Origin of the sequence: Rhizobium ruizarguesonis (assembly GCF_012349115.1) — a bacterium.
Classification (GTDB): domain Bacteria; phylum Pseudomonadota; class Alphaproteobacteria; order Rhizobiales; family Rhizobiaceae; genus Rhizobium; species Rhizobium ruizarguesonis.
The window spans coordinates 1-24528 of sequence record NZ_PQIG01000123.1 but is presented as its reverse complement, the minus strand read 5'-3'; the positions used below and the strand labels follow the sequence as shown (position 1 = coordinate 24528).

Below are 24528 nucleotides of genomic sequence, written 5' to 3'. Positions count from 1 at the left end.
ACGATCTCCGCGCCCGCCTAACCTAGCGCATATGAGGGTTAGGGTGAGGGGCAGCGTCAACCCCGTTGGCTTTCGTCGCGTGACGCGTTATGGACTGCGCTATCCCGCCAGCATCCGGATAAAAGCTCATGACCAATCCCGTCACCGTCGAAGTCACCCGCGGCCTGCTCGTTGAAAGTCGCCATCGTGGCGCGGTGGCTGTCGTCGATGGCGATGGCAAGCTCGTCTTCTCGCTGGGCGACATCGAGGCCGCGGTCTTCCCGCGCTCGTCCTGCAAGGCGATGCAGGCGCTGCCGCTGGTCGAGAGTGGTGCTGCCGATGCCTATGGCTTCGGTGACAAGGAATTGGCGCTGGCCTGCGCCTCGCACAATGGCGAGGACGAGCATGTGGCGCTTGCCGCGTCCATGCTGTCGCGCGCCGGCCGCAATATCGAAACGCTGGAATGCGGCGCCCATTGGTCCATGAACCAGAAGATACTGATCCAGCAGGCCCGCATGCTCGATGCGCCGACGGCGCTGCACAACAATTGCTCGGGAAAACATGCCGGTTTCATCTGCGCCTGTTGCCATCAGGACCTCGATCCAAAGGGCTATGTCGGTTATCTCCACCCGCTGCAGGTCGAGATCCGCGCGGCAATGGAAAGCCTGAGCGGCACTGTGATTGGCGCCGATAGCTGCGGCACCGACGGCTGCTCGATCCCGACCTATGCCGTGCCGCTGCGCAGCCTTGCCCATGGTTTTGCCAAAATGGCGACCGGCACCGGCCTCGAACCCCTGCGCGCCAAGGCATCCCGCCGCCTGATCGAGGCCTGCATGGCCGAGCCCTTCTATGTCGCCGGCTCCGGCCGCGCCTGCACGGCGCTGATGCGGATCGCCCCAGGCCGCATCTTCTGCAAGACAGGCGCCGAAGGCGTCTTCTGTGCCGCGATCCCGGAAAAGGGCATCGCCATTGCGCTCAAATGCGAGGATGGCATGACCCGCGCCGCCGAAGCCATGGTGGCGGCGACGCTCGCCCGTTTCTTCGAGACGGAGAGCGAGGTGCATGCGGGCCTGATGGCCTATGCCGCAACGCCGATGCGCAATTGGAACGGCATCCATGTCGGCGATGTTAGGGTCACCTCCGCCTTGGCCGGGTGAGTGCGAGCTTGCATATATAAGTTATTAGAAAAATAAGAATTACCTAATATAAAAGGGTACGTCCTGCGATCGCGGATGCACCCTTTCGCGGCGACGTGAACACAGTCCTGGAAGCCATGGGGGCAGGGCATGTTTGCAGGCCGCTATCTTTGGTGGATGCTGATGGGTATCGGCATCTTCTTGTTCGCCACGTTGAGCCTCGATTATATCACCTGGCTCACGATCCAACTGTCCGGTTGCGGCGACATGGCCGGCGCCTGCGAGCCGGCCCTCCGGCTGATATCGGGCGTGCTCAAACCCGCCTGCATCTGGACCGCGATCGGCATACTCTTCATGGCGACGCTGCTGCGTCTTCACACGCTCTCGCTCATCTGGTTCTGGGGGCCGATCGTCGCCATCTGGTTTGTCGCTTCCACGCCGATCCTCCTCTTCGTTGCAGCCGATGCGGCGGCTCTGACGCAACCCGCCACGCTGGCGGTGCTGCCGGTCGCCATCCTGTTTCTGGCGGCTTTCGTAGCCTATCTCCTCTTTGCCTTGGAGGATGGCGACATACTGCCGCTTGCAGCCTCGGTGCCGTTGCGCCTCACGCTCCGCCTGACGGCGGTCTACGGCGCGCTTGCCGGCGTGGCCTTCATGCCAGAACTGTCGCGGATCGCCGGGACCCTGCTCGACATGCCGGCACTTTCCGTCGTCATCGCGCTGGCGCAGCCATATCTGCAGACGGTGCTGACCTTTGGAACCGGCAGCACGGCGCCGGCCTATGTCGTGCTGGCGGCCTTCATCGCGGCCCTTGCCGCAAGCCTCTTGCCGCATGCTGCCGCGCCGCAGCCCTCCCGTAGCGCCATCATGCTGCGGCGATTGCGCCGTTGAGATCGCGATAGGGTTTCAGCTGTTCGGCCGTCATCTCTGCCGGCACGATCAGCCCCGCCACCTCGGAAATGCCAAGCACCGGGCAGGGCGAGACGAGGTCGAACTTCTCCTCGGTCAGCAGCACATGCGTTTCAGCCGCGCAGCGGGCGATGTGCCGCTTGATCGCCGCTTCCTCGAAATCGCCGGTGGAAAGCCCGTGCACCGGATGGGCGGCCGTCACCCCGAGGAAGAAGAGATCGGGGCGGAGCTGCGAGATCGCCGCCGCCGCCGCTGCTCCCGTCGCCACCATCGAATGTTTGTAGAGCCGTCCGCCGGTGAGGATCACCTCGGCCGTCGGGTGGTGTTCCAGCTCGGCGGCGATCGTCGGGCTGTGGGTCGCAACCGTCAGCGGCATGTCGCGCGGCAGTTGCCTGGCGATCTCAGCCGTCGTCGTGCCGCCGTCAAGGAAGATCATCTGACCGGGCTTCACCATCGCCGCCGCCGCCGCTCCCAGCCGTGTCTTGATCTGCGACGACACGCTGCGCCGGGCGGTAAAATCCGGCAGATCCGGGGCCAGCGGCATCGCCCCGCCATGCACCCGTTTCAACAGCCCCTCCGCCGCCATTTCCCTGAGGTCACGCCGGATCGTGTCCTCCGAAAGCGCGAAATCCTCGGCGACGCGCTTGGCGATCACCTGGCCGTCGCGGCGCAGGATGTCGAGAATGAGGGTCTTGCGTTGGGTTGTCAGCATCGTCTCTCTGCACGAAATTAAATAGAATAGCCCGATATTGCACGAAGTGACTCGACATTCAAGAAATATCGTGCATTTTCACGAAATCCCGTGCATGAGGCCGGGAGTGCTCACGCATAAGCGGAGCGAAGGAGTGGATCATGTTGATTTTGATTGCCGGGCCCTATCGGTCCGGAACGGGCGACGACCCGGAAAAGATGGCCGCCAATCTGAAGCGGCTGGAAGCGCCTTCGCACGCGCTGTTTGAAGCCGGCCATGTGCCGATGATCGGCGAATGGGTGGCCCTGCCGATCTGGCACGCCGCCGGCGGCCGGTCGGTCGGCGACGCGCTCTACGAAGAGATCTTCCACCCGGTCGCCGGCCGGCTGCTGCAGCTCTGCGAGGGCGTGCTGCGCCTGCCGGGCGATTCCAAGGGAGCGGACAACGACGTCCGCATCGCCCGGGAACGCGGCATCCCGGTCTGGCACCGGTTGGAAGACGTGCCGGGCTGCGGGTGAGCGGATTGCTCGCCCGCGCGCCTCTACATTGCCCTTCGCTTGCGCTCAGGCCATTCGCAGCTTTGCCGCTCACCCCCTCAACCAACCCTTCGGGCCACCTTCTCCCCACAGGGGAGAAGAGGGAGCAAGCGGATTGGCTTCGGTTCCACAACCGACGCTTTAAGAGGAAGTGAGGCGCTGCCACAAATCCCTTCTCCCCAACGGGGAGAAGGTGCTGGCAGGCGGATGAGGGGGCCACACGGCACACCATTCATTGCCCTTCGCTCGCGCTCAACGCACCTCACTTGTCCTGGGAGTAGCAAAACCCAATCTCACCCGTTCCAGCCCGCCCACCCCTGCGCTATAACCCTTGCGGAAAGGGAGTCTAGAACCATGCTGACATTGTACTACGCGCCCGGAACCTGCGCGCTCGCAAGCCTTATTGCCCTGGAAGAATCCGGCCTGGCCTTCGAGGTCAAGAAGATCAGCCTCCGCGATGGCGAACAGCGTTCGCCGGACTATTTGAAGATCAACCCGAAGGGCCGGGTGCCGGCACTGGTCACCGATTACGGCGTGCTGACGGAAACGCCGGCGATCTTGGCCTATATCGCCCAGAGCGCGCCGGCCGCCAAGCTGGCGCCGCTTGACGATCCTTTCGAATTTGCCAGGCTCCAGTCCTTCAACAGCTATATCTGCTCGACCGTGCATGTGAACCATGCCCATCGCCCGCGCGGCTCCCGCTGGGCCGACGAGCCGGCGGCAATCGAGGCGATGAAGGCCAAGGTGCCACAGAATATGGCCGATTGTTTCACGCTGATCGAGCAGACGATGTTTGAAGGCCCATGGGTGATGGGGGGGGCCTATTCACTCGCCGATCCCTATCTCTTCGTCATGACCGACTGGCTGCCGTCGGACGGGGTGGATCCCGCCCGGTTCGAAAAGGCGAGCGACCATCACGCCCTCATGCTGCAGCGCCCCGCCGTGCAGCGGGCGCTGGCCTATGATCGGGCCTGATCCCTAAAACTTGCTGCAAGCTTCTTCGGCGCCCGGAATAGCCAGGCGCCGATCAGCCGCAACCGCAATTCCTCGTCGCTGATCACGGCGGCGCGCACCGGCAGATGCGGCCAGCCGACATAATGATCGGTTTGAAAATAGACGTCGGGCGCCATCTCCAGCAGGTGATCCTTGTCGTCGAGCGAAATCGAGATCACGATCGTCTCGGCATTCTTCACCGCAACGAAACTCTTGCCGCCGACCTTCAGCGCCGGATTGCCGTAGGAGGTGCTCTCCTCGACATCAGGCAGCCCGGCTTCCGCCGCCAGCCGCTTCAGGCGTTCGAAGATTGCATCGACATCACAGGCCATGGTTCCGCCCTTTCTGCCAGGGCGAACCTACCATATCTTCAGGCGCATTTCGCCAGCGGCGGTTTGGCCCCTTTGGGAAAGCCGGCCGGCATCCCGAGCGGCAGATCGGCGATTTCGCGCATCGACATACGCTCGACCTCCGGATGCCGCAACGGATCGTCCTTCCAGGCGGGAGCATCGCCAATTTCCGCGGTGCCCACAGGAAGGGCTGGTCTCAAGAAAAACTTCAGCAACGACATGGCATGCCTCGCTTTCTCAGTGGCGCGGAACAGATGGTGCAGTGGCTAGCGCCCGCTGAACCATCGCATTTCCCGCGGACTGCATGTTCGAATGGATTGCCTATGCTTGCAATGTCGGCCTCAACAAGCAGATTTTCAATTGAGATTAACGTGGAGACGCTATAGAAAAACTATATGAAGAACTTGAATATGGTCCATCTCAACGGCCTGCGCGCGCTGGAAGCTGTCGGTCGCCTCGGCTCGCTCCAGGCCGCCGCCGATGAACTCGGCGTCTCGGTTGGCGCCGTCAGCCAGCAGGTCATCAAGGCCGAAGCCCAGCTTGGTCAGGTGATCTTCGAGCGCACCGCCAGGGGAATGATCGCCACCGAAGCCGGCCGGCCGGTGCTGCTCGCGCTCGACGAGGGTTTTGCCCGTCTTTCGGCGGCCGTGTCGATTGCGAGCCGCAAGGACGATACGATCCTGACGATCTCGGTGGCGCCGGTTTTCGCCGCCCGCTGGCTCGTGTATCGGCTCGATCGCTTCGCCGAGCGTCATCCCGACATCAAGCTGCGGCTGGACGCGACGACCAATCTCGTCAATCCGGCCCTTTGCGACGTCGATATCGGCATCCGCGTCGGCAGCGGCAAATGGCCGGATGTGAAGGCCGAACTGCTGTTGGAGCAGGAGGTTTTTCCCGTCTGCTCCCCTGAGATGGCAGCGACATTGAAAGAACCCGCCGATATCCTCGCACTGCCGGCCATCATCGATGGCCACGCCATGTTTACCTGGGAGGTCTGGATGCGCGAGGTCGGACTCTCAGGCGCAACCCTTCTAACCCGCCACGTCTTCAACGATGCCTCGCTCTGCCTCGATGCGGCGATTGCAGGCCAGGGCGTCATGCTGGCCTGGCAGACCCTTGCCGCCTTTGCGCTCGCTGAAGGCCGGCTCGCCGCCCCCTTCGGTATTCGCGCCCGAACCGGCTTCGGTCACTATTTCGTCACCGCCGAAGGCACGCGCGAGCCGAAGAAGGTCAAGGATTTCAAGGCCTGGATCCGCGAGGAAATGGCCGGCACGCTCGCCCTTTTCCAGTAGTTCTCAAACCTCGATCGGCTCCTTGCCGCGGGTCGTCTGCATCGCCTTGTAGGCCGGGCGGGACTGGCAGCGCTCGATCCAGGCTTTGATATTCGGATGCGTTTGGAAAAGCGCCTCTTCGGTCTGGGCGTAGCGCAGCACCTCGGCGATGTTGAGATCGGCGACGGTGAAGCGGTCGCCGACGATCCATTGCCGGCCGGCAAGGTGGCCTTCGAGAACCGCCAGCGGCCTGCGCAGCGAGCGGCAGGAAACCGCGATCGTCTGCTGACCGCCTTCGCTGTTTTCGAGCCCGTTATCATAGGTCAGCACGATCTTCACCGTGTGCGGCTCGACCTCCGCAGCCGCCCAGACCGTCCACATCGTCAGCAATCCGTCTTCCTCGACGGTTTGGCCGGAAAGCGGTCCGCCATATCGACGCGCGAGGTAAAGATTGATCGCCAGCGACTCGTGCATGACGAGGTCGCCGTCCCGAATGCTGGGGATCTGCGCCATCGGGTTGACGGCAATGAATTCCGGCGAATGTGTATTGAGCGGCGCCTCCTGAGACAGCGGATCTGCCAGCCGCCGTGCCTGCAGCACCGGCACCGAGCGGAATTCGACCCCAAGCTCCTCCGCCATCCAATAGACGCGTGAGGCGCGCGAACGATAGACTCCGTAGATTGTCAGCATGAACGTATCCCCTCGATGTTGTCCGCGGGACCGTAAATGCCGGATCAGCGTGGGAAAAGTCCTGGTGGCTGATGGGACGATGAAAGCTTTTGATGGCCTTCAGGAAATGCGGTTCCGCTCGACGGTCAACTGCGCATAGGGCGAGCCGCCGCCCGCCATCTCGCCGGACACCTTCTTCTCCCACTGGAAGCCTAAAACCGCGCCTTCGGCAGTTTCCTGGAAGATGTTGTCGGTGATGAGGGCGGTCCCGGCGCCATCGGCGACCGAGACGGCGCATCCCACCGGGGCCTTGCGCACCACATTGCCTGTCACAACGACGTTGCGCAGATACGGACCCCAGCCGATCTGCAGCCCCCAGCGCGGCGCGCCTTCGATCACATTACCTGAAATCAGCGTATCGGCCTCCGCCGCAATGCCTATGCCGAAACCGACCTCGTGCTGGTAGGGGCCCTTCAGCGTCAGGTTGCGCACGACATTGCCGGTGACGCTCGCCAGCCTCCCGCCCTCGTCGAAATTGGCGATCGAAATGCCGTTTGCCGCCCCGTCGATCATATTGGCGGAAACGACGGCACCCTCGAAGGCGAATTCGACATAGATCGCCGTCTCGCCGGAACGTCGGCACTGATTGCTGCTGATCTGAATGTCCGAGGCCGAATTGGCGCGGATCGCCGTGAAGGCGCAGTCGGAGATGTGGTTATTCACCACCATCACTCCGTCGGCGCGGAAGATGTTGATTCCGTTGCCGTTTTGCCCGGTGCCGCCGTCATTGGCGCGGATATTGGAGACGCGGTTGCCGGAGACAACCGTGCCGTCCTCCGCCTTCTTCCAGCGATGCACCAGGATGCCGCCATTGCCGCAATCCGAAACCGTGTTGCCGGTGACCGAGAGGGTGGTGGAATCCACCGCGTAAAGGCCGGATTGGGCAGCCCCCGAAATGCGGCTGCGCTCGATCCGCCCGCCACAGCGCTCCAGCTGCAGGCTGTGTTTGCGGCTGCCGCCGATCTCGCAATTGTCGATCAGCACCTCGTCGACGCCGGTGAATTGCAACAGCCCGCCGGCATAGTCGCCAAGCCTGCGGTTGCCGCCGTCGATGACGAGATTGGAAAGCTCGATCCGCCGCACGTTCTCGGCCGAAAACAGGTGGCCTTCGCCGGTATAGACGATCCGCGAGGCGCCCGGCACGCCTGATATGCGCGTATTGTCGGGCAAGGTGAGGTTGGAGACCCGGTAGGTACCGGGCGGCAGGAACACCGGCACGTTCTCGCGCGCCGCCTGTTCGATCATCTGCTCAAGGTTGCGGGTCTTGCGGTCGCCGCTTTCGGGAATTGCGCGATATTCCGCCGCGTCGATCGCACCGCGCAGATCAGGCTGAGCGGCCGCCCTCCGCGGCGAGGCGAGGGCGCGCGATGCCGCTCCCGCAACGGCCGAGGCGGTGAGAAAGAAAAGTATGTCGCGGCGTGAAGGCATCCGGGGATTGCTTGTCATAATGCGCCCGTAGCAGGAAATGTGCCAGCCGCGCATGTATTCTTTTGGCACAGGTTGAGAGCAGGGGGCCGAAATTGCAGTTGCAGCCGCGGCGGAGGGCAGAATATCGCCGCTTATATTGTCCTCTTGTTCACCCTTTCATTTAAGCAAGCCGAAGGAAATGAGGACTACTTTTAAGGGAATTTCTATGGCGAGTGCGGGATACGGCCTTCGGCCGCAAGGGGAATGGGGTCATGCGCGAATTGGGTGCCAGGCGATGGGAATCAACCGATGCCCTGACGGCCGAAACGCGACGCATCGTCGCCGCGACGGAGGCAATGATGGCATCAACCGCCCACCACCTCTCCGAGGGCATCGAGAACCTGCGCCTCAAGGCGATCCTCCACGAACTTCCGGATTTCCTCTACGTCAAGGATCGTGACAGCCGCTTCGTTTTCGCCAACGCCGTCACCGCCAGCAGCCTCGGCCTGGAGCGCGCCGATCTGATCACCGGCAAGCGCGACTTCGACCTGTTCGATTTCGAGACGGCGCGCCGCCATTTCGACATCGAGCAGCAGATCATGGCGACGGGCGAAGCCCGCATCGACATGGAGGAATCCTACGTCCTTCCCGGCAGCAGAAGACCGATATGCCGGCTGACCTCGAAGATACCGCTGCGCAACGATCGCGGCGAGATCGTCGGCCTGATCGGTGTTTCCCGTGATATCACCGAACGCACGCGCCAGGAGGATCTGCATCGCGGCCAGGCGAGCCTGCTCGAAATGATCGCCCGCAACGAGCCGTTGCCGATGATCCTCGAGGCGCTCGTGCTGATGATCGAGGCGCAGCTGGATGGGATTGACGGATCGGTGCTGCTGCTCGACGGCGAAGGCACGCGGCTCTATCACGGCGCCTCTCCCAATCTGCCCGGCGGCTACAGCCGCCTGATCGATGGCGTCACGATCGGCCCCAAGGTCGGCTCCTGCGGCACCGCCGTCTGGCGCGGCCAGACGGTGATCGTCGAGGATGTGACGGTCGATCCGCTCTGGGAGGATTTCCGCGCGATGATCGCGCCGTTCGGCTTCCGCTCCTGCTGGTCGACGCCGATCGCCACGTCGCAGAACAACGTGCTCGGCACGTTCGCGCTCTATTCCCGGGAAGTCCGCCGTCCCACCGAGCACGAAATGACGCTGGTGGCGCTCGCCACCCATATCGCCGGCATCGCCATCGAGCGCAAGCGCGTCGATGACCGCATCCATTTCATGGCCCATCACGATGATCTCACCGGCCTGCCGAACCGCGCCTTCCTGAAGGAACGGCTGGCGAGCATCCTCGACCAGGCCCGACGCAACAACCGCAAGGTGACTGTCGCCTATATCGATCTCGACAATTTCAAGGACATCAACGACGGCCGCGGCCACGCCGCCGGCGACGAGGTTCTGAAAGAGACCGCCGCCCGCATGGCCAACAGCGTCAGGGCGTCCGATATGGTGGTGCGTCTCGGCGGCGACGAATTCCTCGTCGTGCTCGTCCACCAGTCGAGCCACGACGCCGGCATCACGCGCCGCCTTCGCGATCTGCAGAAGGCAATCAACCGGCCGATCCGCGGCGCGGACGGCGAGATCACCGTCACCTCGAGCATCGGCGTTGCCGCCTTCCCCTTCGATGGCGCGACCTCGGAAGAGCTTCTGGCCAATGCCGACCGCGCCATGTACCGCGCCAAGGAGCTCGGTCGCAACACGTTGCAACATCACGATGGCGGCGGCGCGCCTGTGGGAATGCCGCTCGGCGAGCAGGAGGAACTGCACCAGGCGATTACCGGCCAGCAGCTGTTCCTGCAATACCAGCCGCAGGTCGATGTCGCCACCGGCCGCATCACCGGGCTGGAGGCGTTGGTGCGCTGGAACCATCCGGCAAAGGGCAGGGTGCCGCCGGTCAATTTCATTCCGCTCGCCGAAGAGACCGGCCTCATCGTTCCCCTCGGCCTTTGGGTGCTGAACGAGGCCTGCCGCCAGGCGCGCCTTTGGCAAGACATGGGCCTGACGCCGCTGACGATCGCCGTCAACGTCTCGGCCAAGCAGTTCGCCGATCCGGATTTCGCAACCCATGTCGCCGAGGCGCTGGAGCGCCACCGCCTGCAGTCCCGCTGGCTGGAGCTGGAGGTCACCGAAAGCGTGGTCATGCACGATGCCGAACGCGCGCTCGCCATGATGGAATCGTTGCGGGCGCTGGGCGTTCGCCTGTCGATCGACGATTTCGGCTCCGGCTATTCCAGCCTGGCGGCACTGAAGACCTTCCCCTTCGACCGCCTGAAGATGGACCGTTCGCTGGTCGAGGCCCTGCCGGGCGACAAGACCGCCGTCGCCATCGCCTCGGCCGTCATCTCGCTGGCGCAGACGCTGAAGCTCTCGGTTCTCGCCGAAGGCGTCGAAACCGACGCGCAGATGGATTTCCTGCGCCAGGCGCACTGTGAGGAGGCGCAAGGCTTCCGCTTCTCCAAGCCGGTCTCGCCGGAGGAGATCCCGGCATTGCTGCGGGCGCGCAGTCTCTAGTGCATGTCGCCCAAAAGTGTCCAGCGGTTTTGGGAGAACGACATGCACAAAAGGAAACATTGAAAGACGTCGCATCGATCAGGTCGATGCGGCGTCTTTCAAACTCTATTTCGCAAGCTTGCCGATCGCCTCGATCTCGTTCGTCCATATGCCCGCCGCATAGTTTGGCGGCAGCCGCGCCAGTTGCGAGGGGTCGTCGATGCCGGTGGAAAAATCGCTGCCGCTATAGGGACCGAGCACGAAGACCTCGGTCCCGGCATCCTGCATCCGGTTGAGAAAACGGTCCGGCCAGCCCCAGAGCCACGGCGCGATATTGATCGGCACCAGCATCATCGCATGTTTGCATTCGTCCGGCAGCAGGCCGGTCCAGCCATAGCCGATATAGCCGAACAGGCAGCCCTTCAGGCTCTTGCGCGAGGCGGTCTTGATATCGGGTGCCATCCGGCGGAGCACGTCGATCGGCTCGTCACCGCCATAGACGATGATCTCGGCTCGTCTTTCCCGGGAAAGTCCATTGAGCACCGCGGCGAGCTTTTCACCCTCGGAAGGATCGCGGCTCTTGACGTTGATGAGGAAGCGCCGATCCGCAAAACTCGACAGCACCTCGGCAAGGGTCGGCATCATGCCGATGCCCCGGCCGCGGAAGGGAAAGGTCTTGCCGCCATCGGCGGTATAGCCATAGCCGATGTCGAGCCTTTTCATGTCAGCCATCGAATGCTCGCGCGTGACGCCGTGCCCGTCGGTGCGGCAGTCGAGCGTCCAGTCGTGAAAGACGGCGAACTGGCCGTCCGTCGTCGGATGCACGTCGATCTCGACGATATCGGCGCCGGCCGCAAAACCTGCCTGCATCGACGGAAGTGTGTTTTCCAGATAATCGTGTTTCGGCGGCAGCATGCGGCTTGCCGTGCAGGTGTCGTTCTTGAGATCGGTTTCGTCGAATCGCTGGGCGATGCCGCGATGGGCGAGCAGCACCGGTTTTCCCGGCCGATGTTCGGCAAGCAGGCTTGTATTGGTGAGGTAAATGCCCGCCGAGGCGAGCGCGATTGCCGCCGCGCAATAGAAAAGCTTCCTGCCCAATGCTGATCCCCCTGGTTGCATCGCAAGGGCTAGAAAGCGATTCTGGTTGTTCTTGGGCTGTTTTCCGGCTTTTCTATGCCATCGATTACTCGCCGACGGGACTCTCATCGCTATGGCACAACACGACGACGAGCTTATCCATTTCGAAGCGCATGGCGCCGCCCCGTTGCCGCCGGCCGTGGTCGAAGGTCATGTCGCCCATGACGGCGCCCGCATCTGGTATGCGACCTACGGCGCCGGTCCTCCTGTCATTCTGCTGCATGGCGGCCTTGGTCACAGCGGCAACTGGGGCCATCAAGTTCCGGCACTGTTGCGCCGCGGCCGCCGCGTCGTGCTGATCGACAGCCGCGGCCATGGAAGAAGCACCCGCGATGCCCGTCCCTATAGCTACGAGTTGATGGCCTCCGACGTGCTTGCCGTCATGGACGCACTGCATGTCGAAAAGGCGGCGATCGTCGGCTGGAGCGACGGCGCCTGCATCGCTTTGATCCTTGCCATGACGGCGCCGTCGCGTGTCGAGGGCGTCTTCTTCTTTGCCTGCAACATGGATCCGAGTGGCACGCTGGAATTTGTTCCGACCCCGGTCATCGACCGATGCTTCAGCCGGCACGCCAAGGATTATGCCGCATTGTCCACCACGCCGGACGATTTTAATCCCTTCGTCGAGGCGGTCAGCCTGATGATGCGAACGGAGCCGAACTATCAGGCCGCCGACTTGGGCCTGATCCGCGTGCCGGTCGCAATCGTCCTTGGCGAGCACGACGAATTCATCAAGCCCGACCATGCCGAATATCTTGCCCGCAGCATTCCGAACGCTGAGATGATCTATCTCAAACGCGTCAGCCATTTCGCGCCGCTGCAGCGGCCGGCTGAGTTCAACGCGGCGGCGGTCAGCTTTCTCGACGGCGTAGCAATTCCAGCAAAAGTGCGCGGCGGTCTTGCGTCCGGAATTGCGCCAAAATAAAAGGACATTTCATGACGATCGCGGACCTTGAGCCGCGGCCCATTCCACAGTCCCTTCCTCCCGCCCTCTGGCCTCGCGTCCATTTCCCGCTATCTCTCGTTTCATGAGACCTGATGCGCTGCTTTATCCCGCCCCGGAGGGGCTCTATTGCCCGGAAGGCGGGTTTTATGTCGATCCAGTGCGGCCGGTCGAGCAGGCGCTCGTCACCCATGGCCATTCGGATCACGCCCGCCCGGGCCATGTGAATGTGCTTGCCACCCGCCAGACGCTCGACATCATGCGCCTGCGTTACGGCGACGGTTTCTGCGCCAGCGAGCAGGCCGCCGTCTTCGGCGAGGAGCTTTTGGTCAACGGCGTCAAGGTGAGCTTCCACCCGGCCGGCCATGTGCTCGGCTCCGCCCAGATCTCCATCGAGAAGAACGGCACCCGCATCGTCGTCTCCGGGGATTACAAGCGCCGACCGGACCCGACCTGCGCCGCCTATGTGCCGGTTGCCTGCGATGTCTTCATCACCGAAGCGACCTTCGGCCTGCCGGTCTTCCATCATCCCGATCCGATGGACGAGATCGGCAAGCTCTTGGCATCGCTGCGGCAATTTCCCGAACGCACCCATCTCGTCGGCGCCTATGCGCTCGGCAAGGCCCAGCGCGTCATCCGGCTGTTGCGCGATGCCGGTTATGCCGAACCGATCTATATCCACGGCGCCATGGAAAAACTCTGCGACTATTACATCGAGCAGGGCATCGATCTCGGCGAGTTGCTGCCGGCGACGATCGAAAGCCGCGACAAGTCCGCCTTCAGGGGGGCGGTCGTCATCGGCCCGTCATCGGCCTTCGCCGATCGTTGGGCCCGGCGCTTCAACGAGCCGCTGCCGGCCTTCGCCTCCGGCTGGATGATGGTGCGCCAGCGCGCCAAACAGCTCGGCGTCGAACTGCCGCTCGTCATCTCCGATCATTGCGACTGGCCGGAACTGACGGAAACCATCCGGGAATTGCACCCGGCCGAGGTCTGGGTGACGCATGGCCGCGAGGAGGCGCTGGTGCGCTGGTGCCAATTGCAGGGCATCAAGGCAAAACCGCTGCATCTGGTGGGCTACGAGGACGAGGGGGATTAACAGTGGAGTTAGTTGCTGAAAACCCCTCCCCAACCCCTCCCCACAAGGGGGAGGGGCTAAACCGTGGCACCGCCTCGCAAACCAATAGACCAACCGCATACTGGTTGTTCGATGGGGCATCCGGCGAAAGCTGCACGTTAAGTCCCTCCCCCTTGTGGGGAGGGGTTGGGGAGGGGTCTTTTCCATATGCCATTGGGGAGGGGCCTTCCCCCCGAGCTGGGAGGCGCCCATGAAAGCCTTCGCCGACCTCCTCGACCGTCTGGTGCTCACTCCCAGCCGCAACGGCAAGCTGAAGCTGCTGACCGACTATTTCCGCGACACGCCGGATCCGGACCGCGGCTATGGCCTTGCCGCCATCGCCGGCACGCTGGAGGTGCGCAACGTCAAGCCCGCCATGCTGCGCGAGCTGGTGCTCGAGCGCATGGACGAGGTGCTGTTCCGCTATTCCTACGATTATGTCGGCGATCTCGCCGAGACCATTTCGCTCGTCTGGGACAATGAGAGGGATATAGACCGCGCAGCACTCGCCCAGCCGCGTCTCGGCGAGGTCGTCACCGGCATGAATGCGCTCGGCCGTACCGAAGTGCGCAGTTTCGTCCGCGACCTGCTCGACCGGCTGGATTCGTCTGGCCGTTTCGCCTTCATCAAGCTGGCGACCGGCGCCATGCGCATCGGCGTTTCCGCCCGCCTTGCCAAGCAGGCGCTGGCCGATCTCGGCGATAAGGACGTCACCGAGATCGAAACCCTCTGGCATGGCCTGCAGCCGCCTTATCAGACATTGTTCGAATGGCTGGCGGGTGGCGGCGAAAAACCGGTGCTGGCCACACCGGCGATCTTCCACTCCGTCATGCTCGCCAATGCGGTGGAGGAGGGCGACCTTACCGGCCTTGATCCGGCCCACTACGCCGCCGAATGGAAATGGGACGGTATCCGCGTCCAGCTCTCCCGCTCCGGCGACAGGCGCAAGATCTATTCCCGCTCCGGCGACGACATTTCAGGCGCCTTTCCCGATGTTCTCGACGCAATCAATTTTTCCGGTGTCGTCGACGGCGAATTGCTGGTCGGCGGCACTGCCCGCTCCAACAGCCCGACCCGCACCTTCTCCGATCTGCAGCAGCGCCTGAACCGCAAGACGGTGACGTCGAAGATGCTTGGCGATTATCCCGCCTTCATCCGCGCCTATGACCTGCTCTTCGACGATGAGGAAGATGTTCGCGGTCTTGCCTATGTCGATCGCCGCGATCGGCTGACCGAGATCATCGACCGCGCCCCCCATGACCGTTTCGATCTCTCGCCGCTCGTGCCGTTCTCGTCGTGGGAAGAGCTCGACGTTCTGCGTGCTGCCCCGCCCGATCCGGTCATCGAAGGCGTGATGATCAAGCGCCGCGACAGCGTCTACCAGGCCGGCCGCATGAAAGGCCCCTGGTTCAAGTGGAAGCGCAACCCCTATAATGTCGATGCGGTGCTGATGTATGCCCAGCGCGGCCACGGCAAGCGCTCCAGTTACTATTCTGATTTCACCTTCGGCGTCTGGGCCGATGACGAGGACGGCGAACAGCTGGTGCCTGTGGGAAAGGCCTATTTCGGCTTCACCGATGCCGAACTCGAGGTGCTCGACAAGTTCGTGCGTGACAATACCACTGAGCGCTTCGGCCCGGTGCGGGCCGTGCGCGCCGACAAGGATTTCGGCTTCGTCGTCGAAGTGGCCTTCGAGGGCATCAACCGCTCGACCCGGCACAAATCGGGGGTCGCCATGCGCTTCCCCCGCATCGCCCGCCTTCGCCCGGACAAACCCTCCTACGAGGCAGACCGGCTGCGCACGCTGATCGCCATGATCGAGGCCAAGCCGGCGTGATGCTGCGCAAAATGACGCAGGGCAATATTTTCAACACGATGTGTATTGGCGGCAGCGATCTTCCGGTGCAGATTTTCCAGAGCATGATGCCGAAAAGTGCAAGCGGTTTTCAGACGACATCGTGCTCATTTAGAATGGCCGGGGAAATGATGGATGCTGCGTTATGAGCTCGCGTGAACAAAATTCCTTTTTCCATCAACGCCGTGCCGTACTGGCGGGTCTTGCCGGTGCACTTGTCCTGCCGCGCATGGCGGCAGCTTTCGATGTCCCGGACGAGCCGCGCCTTGCCAAGCACGACTACGCCAAGGTCCGCCACCATTTCCGCACCAAGCTGTTGCAGAAGGGCCCGGCGCCCGACAAATACGAATCGCTGAATGCGCCTGCCGATGCCGACAAGATCTTCTACCGTTCCGGTTACGGCGAGCTGGAACTGGCGGCCTGGGTCTCGAAATACAAGCGCGAGCGCGCCGCCAAGCCCGCCGTGCTCTTCCTGCACGGCGGCAATGCCATGGGCATCGGCCACTGGCAGCTGATGAAACCCTATATGGATGCCGGTTATGTCGTGATGATGCCGTCGTTGCGCGGCGAAAACGGCCAGATGGGCAATTTCTCCGGTTTTTACGACGAGGTCGACGACGTGCTCGCTGCCACCGAGCGCCTGGCGCATCTGCCGGGTGTCGATCCCGAACGCCTCTTCATCGCCGGCCACAGCATCGGCGGCACGCTGACCATGCTGACGGCGATGACCACCCACAAATTCCGCGCCGCCGCGCCGATTTCAGGCAACCCCGACGCCTTCCGCTTCTTCAACCGCTATCCGCAGGATATCCGCTTCGACGACAGCAATACGCATGAATTCGAGGTGCGTTCGGCGCTGTGTTACGCCCATAGCTTCAAATGTCCGGTCCGCGTCGTTCACGGTACGGAGGAGCCGCATTTCAACGATCGCGCCGATCTGCTTGCCCGCCGCGCCCGCGGCGCCGGCGTTCAGATCGAGACTGAAACCGTCGCCGGCAACCACACCTCGGCGCTGCCGACCGAGATCGAACAGAGCATCCGCTTCTTCCACGGAGTGGCGGCCTGAGTTTTGCCGACACCGGCACCGGCGATTAAGTGTGACGGATGATTGATACGCGATCCCGCCATCGATGGCGGCGGGCTCGTCGTTTCCTGATCTTGCCTTTCCACCCCAACGCCAGCCTCGCGCCAGCCGCGGATGCCATCGTTCCGGCAGATATCGCTGTCTGCCGATCGTTGATAAGGGTGGTTCCATGAATTTTCTGCGCCGGGTCTTCCCGATTGCCGGGCTCGTGATTGCAGTTGCGTCGCTGAGCGGCTGCAACATCCTCATTCCTGATGTCGCCGCCGATTCGCCCGCCCGCTTCGTCCAGGAAACCTCGCCGGTCTTCTATCAGCCGCCCGGCGTCGATCCGCGCCGGGTGCGGCCGATCCCCGATCAGCCGGTGCCGCAGACGCGCGAGCTCTACAAGACACAGTTCCACCAGACCTACGGCCTGCCGGTGACCAATCCCGTGCATATGGCGATGTATGGTGAGCTTCGTGACGAGGATTTCACCCTACCGGCAATCCCGGTCAGCCGCGTGCAGCCGCAGTTCCTGCGCCAGGAGGTCGATTATCAGACGGCCGAGCGTCCCGGCACCGTGGTCGTCGATACCAAGGCGCATTTCCTCTATTTCGTCGAGGGCAACGGCAAGGCGATGCGCTACGGCGTCGGCCTCGGCCGCGACGGTTACGCCTGGGCGGGCCGCGGCGTCATCCAGTGGAAGCAGAAATGGCCGCGCTGGACGCCGTCGGTCGAAATGGTTTCGCGCCAGCCTGAGGTTCGTCCCTTCGGGGCGGAGAATGGCGGCATGAATCCGGGGCTGATGAACCCGCTCGGCGCGCGCGCCATGTATATCTTCAAGGACGGGCAGGATACGCTCTACCGCGTCCACGGCACGCCCGACTGGCAGTCGATCGGCAAGGCCACCTCGTCGGGCTGCGTACGCATGCTGAACCAGGATGTCATCGATCTTTATAACCGCATTCCTGCCAGGGCCGAGATCGTTGTGATGTAGCGCTGCAACAGCGCGGCCCATATCGTCCGCTCCCGGTCGGACACGTCTGCGTGAAGCTATGGTTTATTTAGCGCAAGCCGATAGATTTCCTAATGTCGTTACCGGCATTGGACGAATCATCGGTTTGTTCCGCTTCCCGCATCAAAAGGAAATCAGTCCCGCGTCATGAGCTTCGATAGACACCTTTCCCGCCGCAGCTTTCTTTCCTTTTCGGCGTTAACCGCAGCCTCCGCGCTTACCGGCTGCGCCTCCTCAGCCAACACGGTAACATCAGGCGATACGACGATCATCTATCGTTCGCCCATGCAGCTGTTCCAGTCGACGGAAACGTCGAGCGTGCCGAGCGGGGCCGAGCTTGCCGTCATGTATGGCCCCGTCGAGGACGGCGGCTTTCTCATTCCAGCCGTTCCCTACGAACAGATCGATCCGCGCTATTATCGCCAGCGCGTCGTCGATCCCACCGGCCAGCCCCCCGGCACCATCGTCGTCGATACGCCGTCGCGCTTCCTTTATCTCGTCCAGAATGGCGGCATGGCGATGCGCTATGGCGTCGGTATCGGCCGCGAAGGTTTTGCCTGGCAGGGGTCGGGCGTCATCCAGTGGCGTCAGAGATGGCCGCGCTGGAAGCCGCCGAACGAGATGGTCGCCCGCCAGCCGGAACTCGTCAAATATTCGATCGAGAACGGCGGCATGGAGCCGGGCCTGAAGAACCCGCTCGGCGCCCGCGCGCTTTATATCTTCTCGAATGGCGAGGACACGCTCTACCGCCTGCACGGCAATCCGGATTGGCGCTCGATCGGCAAGGCCGTCTCGTCGGGCTGTGTGCGGCTGCTCAACCAGGATATCATCGATCTCTACGATCGCGTTCCGACAAAGGCGCCGATCGTCGTCTGGCAGTAATTTTCACCGAGGCGGTCGCGATCCGGCCGCCTCGGACCAATCCCTTTCCCCAGGCAAGCGGCTGCTTTGCCCCGGGCAAGCAGTTGCTTTGCCCCCGGGCAAGCATGTGCTTTACCCCCAGGCAAGCGGCTGCGTTGCCCCCCGGGAAAGCGCTTCATTTTGCGCCCACAAGAGAATTATTTTCCGAAATACCATTGCTTAATTCGCTAAATATCCTACATGGTGCGTATCGAATTGCTTGCGACCTTTGTCCACGCGCTTGAGCGCACCGTCAGATATCCTCTCAACATCGATACGGCTTGTCGGATATCTCTCCGCAGGCGAACACAAACGGTTGAAAAGGAGATCGTTATGAATTCAGGCGTCGTCAAGTGGTTCAATGGCACCAAGGGTTTTGGCTTTATTCAGCCGGATGATGGTTCTACCGACGTTTTCGTCCATATCTCAGCGGTTGAACGCGCCGGTATGCGCGAACTCGTTGAAGGTCAGAAGATCCGCTACGATCTCGTCCGCGACAAGAAGTCGGGCAAGAATTCGGCTGACAACCTTCAGGCCGCATGATTTGTCATTCGCCTAGGCTGGCCATGTGCTGGCAGCAAGCTGACCACGGATGTACTGGCAGCGGGCTGACCAGAGATGCCAGCGAGCTGACCATACGGGCAGTGGGCTGAGTGACTGGAAGAGGTCGGGTACGAGCCCGGCCTTTTTGCTTTGATCGCAGGCTTTTCCGGAATGGCCTTCGGTCGTTCCGGAACGACCCCCGGGTCGTTCTGATTGACCGATTGAGCAGCCGAAGAGTCGAAGGGACGCTGAAATGGGCAGACCAAACTATAAAGTCGGCGACATGATCGTGCTGAAGTCCGGCCTCACCCGCACGGCGAAAGCCGACAAGCGGTGCCGGATCTCCAGCATCCTGCCCAACGACCATGGGCATGTGCAGTATCGCGTCCAGTTCGACGCAGAGAATTTCGAGCGCCGTATCACTGAGGCCGACATCGATACCGGGGAATCGCCATCCAGGGTTTCCCCCCAAGCGGCGGCCAAGTCCGATGGCGCCGAACCCTGGCTGAAGTTTTCGAGCATCAAAATCGGGAAGTAGTCCCGGGTTTTTTATTTTGGCCCGGGTTTTTAATTTTGGACAGTGCGGCCTCGCCGCCGCGACAGGAAGGATATCGTTTTGCAGGTACTCGTCAGAGATAACAATGTCGATCAGGCGCTCCGCGTGCTCAAGAAAAAGATGCAGCGGGAAGGCCTGTTCCGGGAAATGAAGGCGCGCAGCGCTTTTGAAAAGCCGTCCGAGAAGCGCGCCCGCGAAAAGGCCGAGGCCATTCGCCGCCAGCGCAAGCTCGCCCGCAAGAAGCTGCAGCGCGAAGGTCTGCTGCCGGCACCGAAGAAGGTTCTCCGCCCGACCCGCTAATCCCGGCCGCGGCATCACGGCCCCACCGTGGAATCACGGTTCAGCCGTGAATCATGGTTTCTGCCGTCGAGCCATGGCTTACAGCGCCGCGCGTCTTTTCGAGACGCGCAAAGGACGCTGTAACACTTTGAATTTTTGCATAATTCCTTGAACCGATTCCGATTTAAGGAATTATGCGACAGCGCCGCCATCACCTGGGAAAGGGGCACATGACCGCCACCAAGGGAGAATTCTTCAATCCTGCCAAGCTCTCGTCTCGCGACAAGGCGGAAGCGACCGATCACACGGCGCGCGCCATCATCGCCGCCGAGGCATCGGCCCGTGACAAGAAGACGGAGAAGCTGAAGGCGCTGCGTTTGCAGCAGGAGGCCGAGGCCGAACCTAAGGTGGCGCCTGCAAAGAAGCGCCGGTCGCCGGCTAAGCCGCAGTCCTGATCTCTCGGCGCGCACGCCGGCACTACCGGGTGCCGGCTCTACCGGGTGATGCGTTCAGCCGTCGCCCGTGCCGGGCCGCCCGAGATTGCCCCGCAGCCGATGCAGCATGTCGCGCATCTCGGCCATTTCCTTAAGCGTGCAGCCTGCGGCCTGCCCGATCGCCGTCATGATCGTATCGATCTCTCCCTTCATCGCCTGGCCTTTTGGGGTCAGCGACACGATCACCTGCCGTTCGTCACGCAGGTCGCGGATGCGCTTGATCAGCCCGCCCTGTTCCAGCCGTTTCAGCAGCGGCGACAACGTGCCGGAATCGAGGTCGAGCTGCTCGCCGATCATCTTCACCGGCAGCTCGCCGCGTTCCCACAGCACCAGCATCACCAGATATTGAGGATAGGTCAGGCCGACCCTGTCGAGGATCGGCTTGTAGGCGCGGGTGAAGGCATGCGCCGTCGCGTAGACCGCGAAGCACAACTGCTTTTCCAGCCGCTTCTCCTCTTCCGGTATCTCCATCGTCTTCGTCGTTTGCGCTCTCATATCCATCATCCCCAGAGCATTTCCGTTTTTCTTCGAATCACGGAAATGCTCTATCTCTTTGTTTTCACGCAATTCCTGGCGCAAACCGCTGCGCAGTTTTGCTGGAATTGCTCTAGAGCATGATGCCGAAAAGTGTGCGCGGTTTTCGGGCGCGATGCTCTAACTCTTTAATTGAGAACGGGATTCAGATTTTAGGCCGATGCTGCTTAAAATCATCCTGTTCTAAGGCCAGATTGTCCTCCTTTCGAATTCGAAATGCAATTTGCAAAATTCACTTGCGTACAATTTAATTGCGCGATATTAAAAATCCAACCCGATCGAAGGGCCAACCAAAGGAGATCGTCATGCCTATTCTCTATACGACCAAAGCCTCTGCCACCGGCGGCCGCGCAGGCCGCGCCGTTTCCGAAAACGGCGTTCTGGACGTGACCCTGACCGTTCCCAAGGAACTCGGCGGCGACGGTGCCACCGGCACCAATCCCGAACAGCTCTTCGCTGCCGGCTACTCCGCCTGCTTCCTCGGTGCATTGAAATTTGTCGCGGGTCAGCAGAAGGTCAAGATTCCGGAAGACACGACGGTCTCCGCCAAGGTCGGTATCGGCCCGCGTGAAGATGGCGGTGGCTTCGGCATCGAAGTGGCGCTGACAGTCAGCATCCCGGGTCTCGACCGCGAAACCGCAGAAAAGCTCGCAGCCGCGGCTCACATCGTCTGCCCTTATAGCCACGCCATGCGCACCTCGACCGAAGTCCCGGTCACTGTCGCCTGATCGGTTTCAAGAAGTGCGGCAGCCGTATCGGTTGCCGCACTCTTCTGGGGCACGGCGCGCCCTATTCGGCCGCTGCTTCTCCGCCGTGGCTTGACCGGCGAGGCGAACGCGCCGATTTCCCCGTTTCGCCCGTCATTGATGACAGCGCCTGCAGATCCTGCCGCAGCCTCGCGGAACTGCCATCTGAAAGCCTGCCATCAAGCGCAGCATGCGTGCTTTCCCAGATCGGCAGCGCTCTTGCCAGCACCGCCTTGCCCTCAGTGGTGAGGCTCAGCAGCCGGCCGCGCCTGTCCCTCGGGTTCTCCATCACCTTCACCCAACCCTGGCGCTGCAACGGCTTCAGCGCCGCCGTCAGCGTCGTCTGGTCCATGGCGAGCAGGGCGGCGACCGGTCCCATCGGCGGCGGCTCCGGCCGGTTCAATGACATCATCAGCGAAAACTGCCCGTTGGTCAGCCCGGCCGGCCTTAGCGCGTCGTCGAACAGCCGGGCAAGTGCGCGCGCCGCCCGCTGCACATGCAGGCAGAGGCAGGTGTCGCGCACCATCAGCGTCGTGGAAAAGGGAATCTCGATCGAATTTGACATGCTCCATTTCTATTGATATCAATGTATTTAGTCAAGGAGAAGGAGATGAGCCGGCTTCACCGGCAAGCGCCGGAGGAGGGCGCATTTCATGCAGAACGAGGTTGTTTCCCGCGAAGAATGGCTCGAAGCCCGCCGTGCCCTGCTGGCAAAGGAGAAGGAGGCGACGCGGCTGCGCGACAGCGTCAACGCTGCCCGTCTGGCGCTGCCCTGGGTGAAGGTCGACAAGGATTATGTCTTCGAAACGCCTGAGGGCAGGAAGTCGCTCGCCGATCTCTTCGACGGCCGCAGCCAGCTGCTGATCTACCATTTCATGCTTGGCCCGGATTGGGATGCCGGCTGCACCGGCTGCTCCTTCCTGTCGGATCATGTCGATGGCGCCCTGCCGCATCTGAACCATCACGACGTCACCTGGGTCGCCGTTTCGCGCGCACCGCTCGACAAGATCGCCGCCTATAAACAGCGCATGGGCTGGAAATTTCCCTGGGTCTCCTCCTTCGGCAGCGATTTTAATTTCGATTATCACGTTTCTTTCAGCCCGGAGGATCTTGCCAAAGACAAGGTCTTCTACAATTTCACGCCTATGCAGCCGGCTGATGCCAATGACGAACTGCCGGGCCTCAGCGCTTTCTATCGCAATGACAAAGCCGAGGTCTTCCATACCTATTCGAGTTATGCCCGCGGGCCGGAAGAACTGATCGGCACCCTGATGATCCTCGACCGCGCGCCGAAGGGCCGCAACGAGGACAGCACGATGAATTTCGTGCGCCGCCACGACGAATACCAGGAGGCCCCGAAGGCGCCATCCTGCTGTCACTGACATAGGCCACCATCACTCAAGGGAGAAGAGATGATGAAGACCGCTGAAGTGCTGAAGGAACATTCCTTCCTGGAAAGACTGGTCGGCGACTGGACCGTCACCGCGCCCGACATGACGGGCGGCGAACCCTGGACCGAGACCGTCCGCTCGCTGCACGGCATCTGGTTCGTCGCCGAAGGGACCGGCCGCATGCCGGACGGCAAGGAGGCCACCAGCATCCTGACGCTCGGCTACAACGCCGCAAAAGGCAAGTACATCGGCAGCTGGATCGGCAGCATGATGGACCATATGTGGTTCTATGAGGGCGAGGTCGACGCGTCAGGCAATGTGCTGGACCTCTATACCAGAGGTCCCGACTTCACTGGCGAGGGCCTTGCCGATTACCGCGAGCAGATCATCTTCCTCGATACCGATTACCGCACCTTTATCTCCAGCGCCAGGCAGCCGGATGGCTCCTGGAAGCAGTTCATGGAAGCGCATTACGCCCGCAGGATCTGACAATCACGGCGCTCGACCTCGAAACAGGGGTCTCGTGTGAGGCCTCGGAAGAGGGGCGTCGAAATAGGGAGAGTATGATGTCTGAGACGCATGGAAAGTTCATCTGGTGCGAGTTGATGACCCCCGACACATCAGCTGCCGCGAAATTCTACAGCTCGGTCGTCGGCTGGACCACCTCCGAAATGAAAATGGAGGGCATGCCCACCTATACGATCTTCGAGGCGAACGGCATCGGCGTCGCCGGCCTGATGGAATTTCCGGCTGAACTCGAGGGCAAGGGCATTCCGCCGAACTGGACGGGTTATGTCGACGTCGACGACGTCGACCAGTCGGCCAAGGATTTCGCCGCCAATGGCGGTTCGGTCCGCCGTCCGCCGGAAGACATCCCGACCATCGGCCGCTTCGCCGTCGTCGCCGATCCGCATGGCGCGGTGCTCTGCATCATGACGCCGGCGCCGATGGACAAGCCCATGCCGGAACTGGCCGTCGATGCGCCCGGCAATATCGGCTGGCGCGAACTCTACGCCGGCAATGGCCAAGAGGCGCTGGCCTTCTATTCCAAGCGGTTCGGCTGGACGAAAGACAGCGAATTCGACATGGGCCCGATGGGCGTCTACTATCTCTTCGCCTACAATGGCAGGCAGATCGGCGGCATGATGACCAAGCCGGAAAACCTTCCGATGCCGTTCTGGTGCTATTATTTCATCGTGCCGACCCTCGATGCTGCAACCGAACGCCTCACATCAGGCGGTGGCAAGGTCGTCCACGGCCCGATGGAAGTCCCCGGCGGCAGCTGGATCATCCAGGCCACCGACCCACAAGGCGCCTTCTTCTGCCTGGTGGCCCCGAAGCGATAGGTTTTGGCGCGGCAGCTGCGGCAGGCGAGCCCCTCATCCGGCTGCCGCCACCTTCTCCCCGT

General features: G+C 62.2%; 29 protein-coding genes. 21 read left to right on the top strand and 8 right to left on the bottom strand.

The window, feature by feature from the left end:
* Window positions 1–128 precede the first annotated feature (128 nt).
* Together C3Y91_RS33940 and C3Y91_RS33935 are read left to right on the top strand one after the other, a co-directional pair.
* Window positions 129–1136, top strand: a complete 1008-nt coding sequence (locus C3Y91_RS33940; RefSeq protein WP_024322712.1) for an asparaginase — start codon at window positions 129–131, stop codon at window positions 1134–1136.
* 129 nt (window positions 1137–1265) lie between these two features.
* Window positions 1266–2006, top strand: a complete 741-nt coding sequence (locus C3Y91_RS33935; protein WP_024322711.1) for a hypothetical protein — start codon at window positions 1266–1268, stop codon at window positions 2004–2006.
* On the opposite strand, the gene C3Y91_RS33930 is transcribed toward C3Y91_RS33935, so the two are convergent.
* A complete protein-coding gene (locus tag C3Y91_RS33930) occupies window positions 1981–2736 on the bottom strand; it encodes a DeoR/GlpR family DNA-binding transcription regulator (RefSeq protein WP_024322710.1) in 756 nt (251 codons plus the stop codon). The genes C3Y91_RS33935 and C3Y91_RS33930 overlap by 26 nt on opposite strands.
* Before the next feature lie 140 nt (window positions 2737–2876).
* Between C3Y91_RS33930 and C3Y91_RS33925 the strand changes: the two genes are divergently transcribed.
* Both C3Y91_RS33925 and C3Y91_RS33920 read left to right on the top strand, forming a co-directional pair.
* Window positions 2877–3233: a hypothetical protein gene (locus C3Y91_RS33925; protein WP_003546432.1), complete on the top strand. Its 357-nt coding sequence runs from the start codon at window positions 2877–2879 to the stop codon at window positions 3231–3233.
* A gap of 372 nt (window positions 3234–3605) precedes the next feature.
* Window positions 3606–4226 (top strand): glutathione S-transferase family protein, encoded by a 621-nt coding sequence (locus C3Y91_RS33920; protein WP_024322709.1) that lies wholly within the window; start codon window positions 3606–3608, stop codon window positions 4224–4226.
* Here C3Y91_RS33920 and C3Y91_RS33915 read toward each other — a convergent pair.
* A complete protein-coding gene (locus C3Y91_RS33915; protein WP_024322708.1) occupies window positions 4211–4576 on the bottom strand; it encodes an MmcQ/YjbR family DNA-binding protein in 366 nt (121 codons plus the stop codon). The two genes, C3Y91_RS33920 and C3Y91_RS33915, sit on opposite strands and share 16 nt — an antisense overlap.
* A gap of 38 nt (window positions 4577–4614) precedes the next feature.
* A complete protein-coding gene (locus C3Y91_RS33910; RefSeq protein ID WP_024322707.1) occupies window positions 4615–4815 on the bottom strand; it encodes a hypothetical protein in 201 nt (66 codons plus the stop codon).
* A gap of 174 nt (window positions 4816–4989) precedes the next feature.
* Here C3Y91_RS33910 and C3Y91_RS33905 point away from each other — a divergent pair, with 174 nt between their 5' ends.
* Entirely contained in the window at window positions 4990–5886 is an 897-nt protein-coding gene (locus C3Y91_RS33905) for a LysR substrate-binding domain-containing protein (RefSeq protein WP_024322706.1), read from the top strand.
* Between the two features lie 3 nt (window positions 5887–5889).
* Here C3Y91_RS33905 and C3Y91_RS33900 read toward each other — a convergent pair whose 3' ends face one another.
* Complete coding sequence (locus C3Y91_RS33900) at window positions 5890–6555, bottom strand: glutathione S-transferase family protein (RefSeq protein ID WP_018068162.1); 666 nt, start codon at window positions 6553–6555, stop codon at window positions 5890–5892.
* 99 nt (window positions 6556–6654) lie between these two features.
* Entirely contained in the window at window positions 6655–8022 is a 1368-nt protein-coding gene (locus C3Y91_RS33895) for a TIGR03808 family TAT-translocated repetitive protein (protein ID WP_130721689.1), read from the bottom strand.
* 251 nt (window positions 8023–8273) lie between these two features.
* On the opposite strand from C3Y91_RS33895, the gene C3Y91_RS33890 reads away from it, so the two are divergent.
* Window positions 8274–10571: a sensor domain-containing protein gene (locus tag C3Y91_RS33890; protein WP_130687883.1), complete on the top strand. Its 2298-nt coding sequence runs from the start codon at window positions 8274–8276 to the stop codon at window positions 10569–10571.
* A gap of 105 nt (window positions 10572–10676) precedes the next feature.
* Here the strand turns inward: C3Y91_RS33890 and C3Y91_RS33885 are convergent, their stop codons facing one another.
* A complete protein-coding gene (locus C3Y91_RS33885; protein ID WP_168576322.1) occupies window positions 10677–11648 on the bottom strand; it encodes a glycerophosphodiester phosphodiesterase family protein in 972 nt (323 codons plus the stop codon).
* A 112-nt stretch (window positions 11649–11760) separates the two neighbouring features.
* Here C3Y91_RS33885 and C3Y91_RS33880 point away from each other — a divergent pair, with 112 nt between their 5' ends.
* The 11 genes from C3Y91_RS33880 (at window position 11761) to C3Y91_RS33830 (ending at window position 20410) form a co-directional block, all read left to right on the top strand.
* Window positions 11761–12612 (top strand): alpha/beta fold hydrolase, encoded by an 852-nt coding sequence (locus C3Y91_RS33880; protein ID WP_130723978.1) that lies wholly within the window; start codon window positions 11761–11763, stop codon window positions 12610–12612.
* Between the two features lie 103 nt (window positions 12613–12715).
* A complete protein-coding gene (locus tag C3Y91_RS33875; protein WP_130687887.1) occupies window positions 12716–13726 on the top strand; it encodes a ligase-associated DNA damage response exonuclease in 1011 nt (336 codons plus the stop codon).
* Between the two features lie 229 nt (window positions 13727–13955).
* Window positions 13956–15581, top strand: a complete 1626-nt coding sequence (locus C3Y91_RS33870) for a cisplatin damage response ATP-dependent DNA ligase (RefSeq protein ID WP_130654971.1) — start codon at window positions 13956–13958, stop codon at window positions 15579–15581.
* On the top strand, window positions 15578–15748 hold the full coding sequence (locus C3Y91_RS33865) for a hypothetical protein (protein ID WP_165417109.1): 171 nt from the start codon (window positions 15578–15580) through the stop codon (window positions 15746–15748). The genes C3Y91_RS33870 and C3Y91_RS33865 overlap by 4 nt, the downstream gene beginning before the upstream one ends.
* A complete protein-coding gene (locus C3Y91_RS33860; RefSeq protein WP_018485596.1) occupies window positions 15745–16665 on the top strand; it encodes an alpha/beta hydrolase family protein in 921 nt (306 codons plus the stop codon). Before C3Y91_RS33865 ends, C3Y91_RS33860 begins: the two co-directional genes overlap by 4 nt.
* A 187-nt stretch (window positions 16666–16852) precedes the next feature.
* On the top strand, window positions 16853–17659 hold the full coding sequence (locus C3Y91_RS33855; protein WP_168576321.1) for a L,D-transpeptidase: 807 nt from the start codon (window positions 16853–16855) through the stop codon (window positions 17657–17659).
* A 165-nt stretch (window positions 17660–17824) separates the two neighbouring features.
* On the top strand, window positions 17825–18559 hold the full coding sequence (locus C3Y91_RS33850; protein WP_018068151.1) for a L,D-transpeptidase family protein: 735 nt from the start codon (window positions 17825–17827) through the stop codon (window positions 18557–18559).
* 351 nt (window positions 18560–18910) lie between these two features.
* Window positions 18911–19120 (top strand): cold-shock protein, encoded by a 210-nt coding sequence (locus C3Y91_RS33845; protein WP_003546468.1) that lies wholly within the window; start codon window positions 18911–18913, stop codon window positions 19118–19120.
* Window positions 19121–19373: 253 nt separating this feature from the next.
* Window positions 19374–19658, top strand: coding sequence for a hypothetical protein (locus C3Y91_RS33840; RefSeq protein ID WP_003557652.1), 285 nt, complete (start codon window positions 19374–19376; stop codon window positions 19656–19658).
* Window positions 19659–19736: 78 nt separating this feature from the next.
* On the top strand, window positions 19737–19976 hold the full coding sequence (gene rpsU / locus C3Y91_RS33835) for a 30S ribosomal protein S21 (protein ID WP_003546477.1): 240 nt from the start codon (window positions 19737–19739) through the stop codon (window positions 19974–19976).
* A 209-nt stretch (window positions 19977–20185) separates the two neighbouring features.
* Window positions 20186–20410 carry a hypothetical protein gene (locus tag C3Y91_RS33830; protein WP_018068148.1) on the top strand — a complete coding sequence of 75 codons (225 nt, stop codon included), beginning with the start codon at window positions 20186–20188 and terminating at the stop codon, window positions 20408–20410.
* A 54-nt stretch (window positions 20411–20464) separates the two neighbouring features.
* Here C3Y91_RS33830 and C3Y91_RS33825 read toward each other — a convergent pair whose 3' ends face one another.
* Window positions 20465–20953 carry a MarR family winged helix-turn-helix transcriptional regulator gene (locus C3Y91_RS33825; RefSeq protein ID WP_018068147.1) on the bottom strand — a complete coding sequence of 163 codons (489 nt, stop codon included), beginning with the start codon at window positions 20951–20953 and terminating at the stop codon, window positions 20465–20467.
* Window positions 20954–21288: 335 nt separating this feature from the next.
* Between C3Y91_RS33825 and C3Y91_RS33820 the strand changes: the two genes are divergently transcribed.
* The gene (locus C3Y91_RS33820; protein ID WP_018068146.1) at window positions 21289–21711 is read left to right on the top strand and encodes an organic hydroperoxide resistance protein; all 423 of its coding nucleotides are present in this window, start codon (window positions 21289–21291) and stop codon (window positions 21709–21711) included.
* 61 nt (window positions 21712–21772) lie between these two features.
* On the opposite strand, the gene C3Y91_RS33815 is transcribed toward C3Y91_RS33820, so the two are convergent.
* The gene (locus tag C3Y91_RS33815) at window positions 21773–22294 is read right to left on the bottom strand and encodes a MarR family winged helix-turn-helix transcriptional regulator (protein WP_130661205.1); all 522 of its coding nucleotides are present in this window, start codon (window positions 22292–22294) and stop codon (window positions 21773–21775) included.
* A gap of 88 nt (window positions 22295–22382) precedes the next feature.
* Between C3Y91_RS33815 and C3Y91_RS33810 the strand changes: the two genes are divergently transcribed.
* From C3Y91_RS33810 to C3Y91_RS33800, 3 genes are all read left to right on the top strand, one after another.
* On the top strand, window positions 22383–23111 hold the full coding sequence (locus C3Y91_RS33810; RefSeq protein WP_024322698.1) for a DUF899 domain-containing protein: 729 nt from the start codon (window positions 22383–22385) through the stop codon (window positions 23109–23111).
* Between the two features lie 30 nt (window positions 23112–23141).
* The gene (locus C3Y91_RS33805) at window positions 23142–23609 is read left to right on the top strand and encodes a DUF1579 domain-containing protein (RefSeq protein WP_024322697.1); all 468 of its coding nucleotides are present in this window, start codon (window positions 23142–23144) and stop codon (window positions 23607–23609) included.
* Between the two features lie 77 nt (window positions 23610–23686).
* Window positions 23687–24466, top strand: a complete 780-nt coding sequence (locus C3Y91_RS33800; protein WP_024322696.1) for a VOC family protein — start codon at window positions 23687–23689, stop codon at window positions 24464–24466.
* The last annotated feature ends 62 nt before the right edge of the window (window positions 24467–24528 follow it).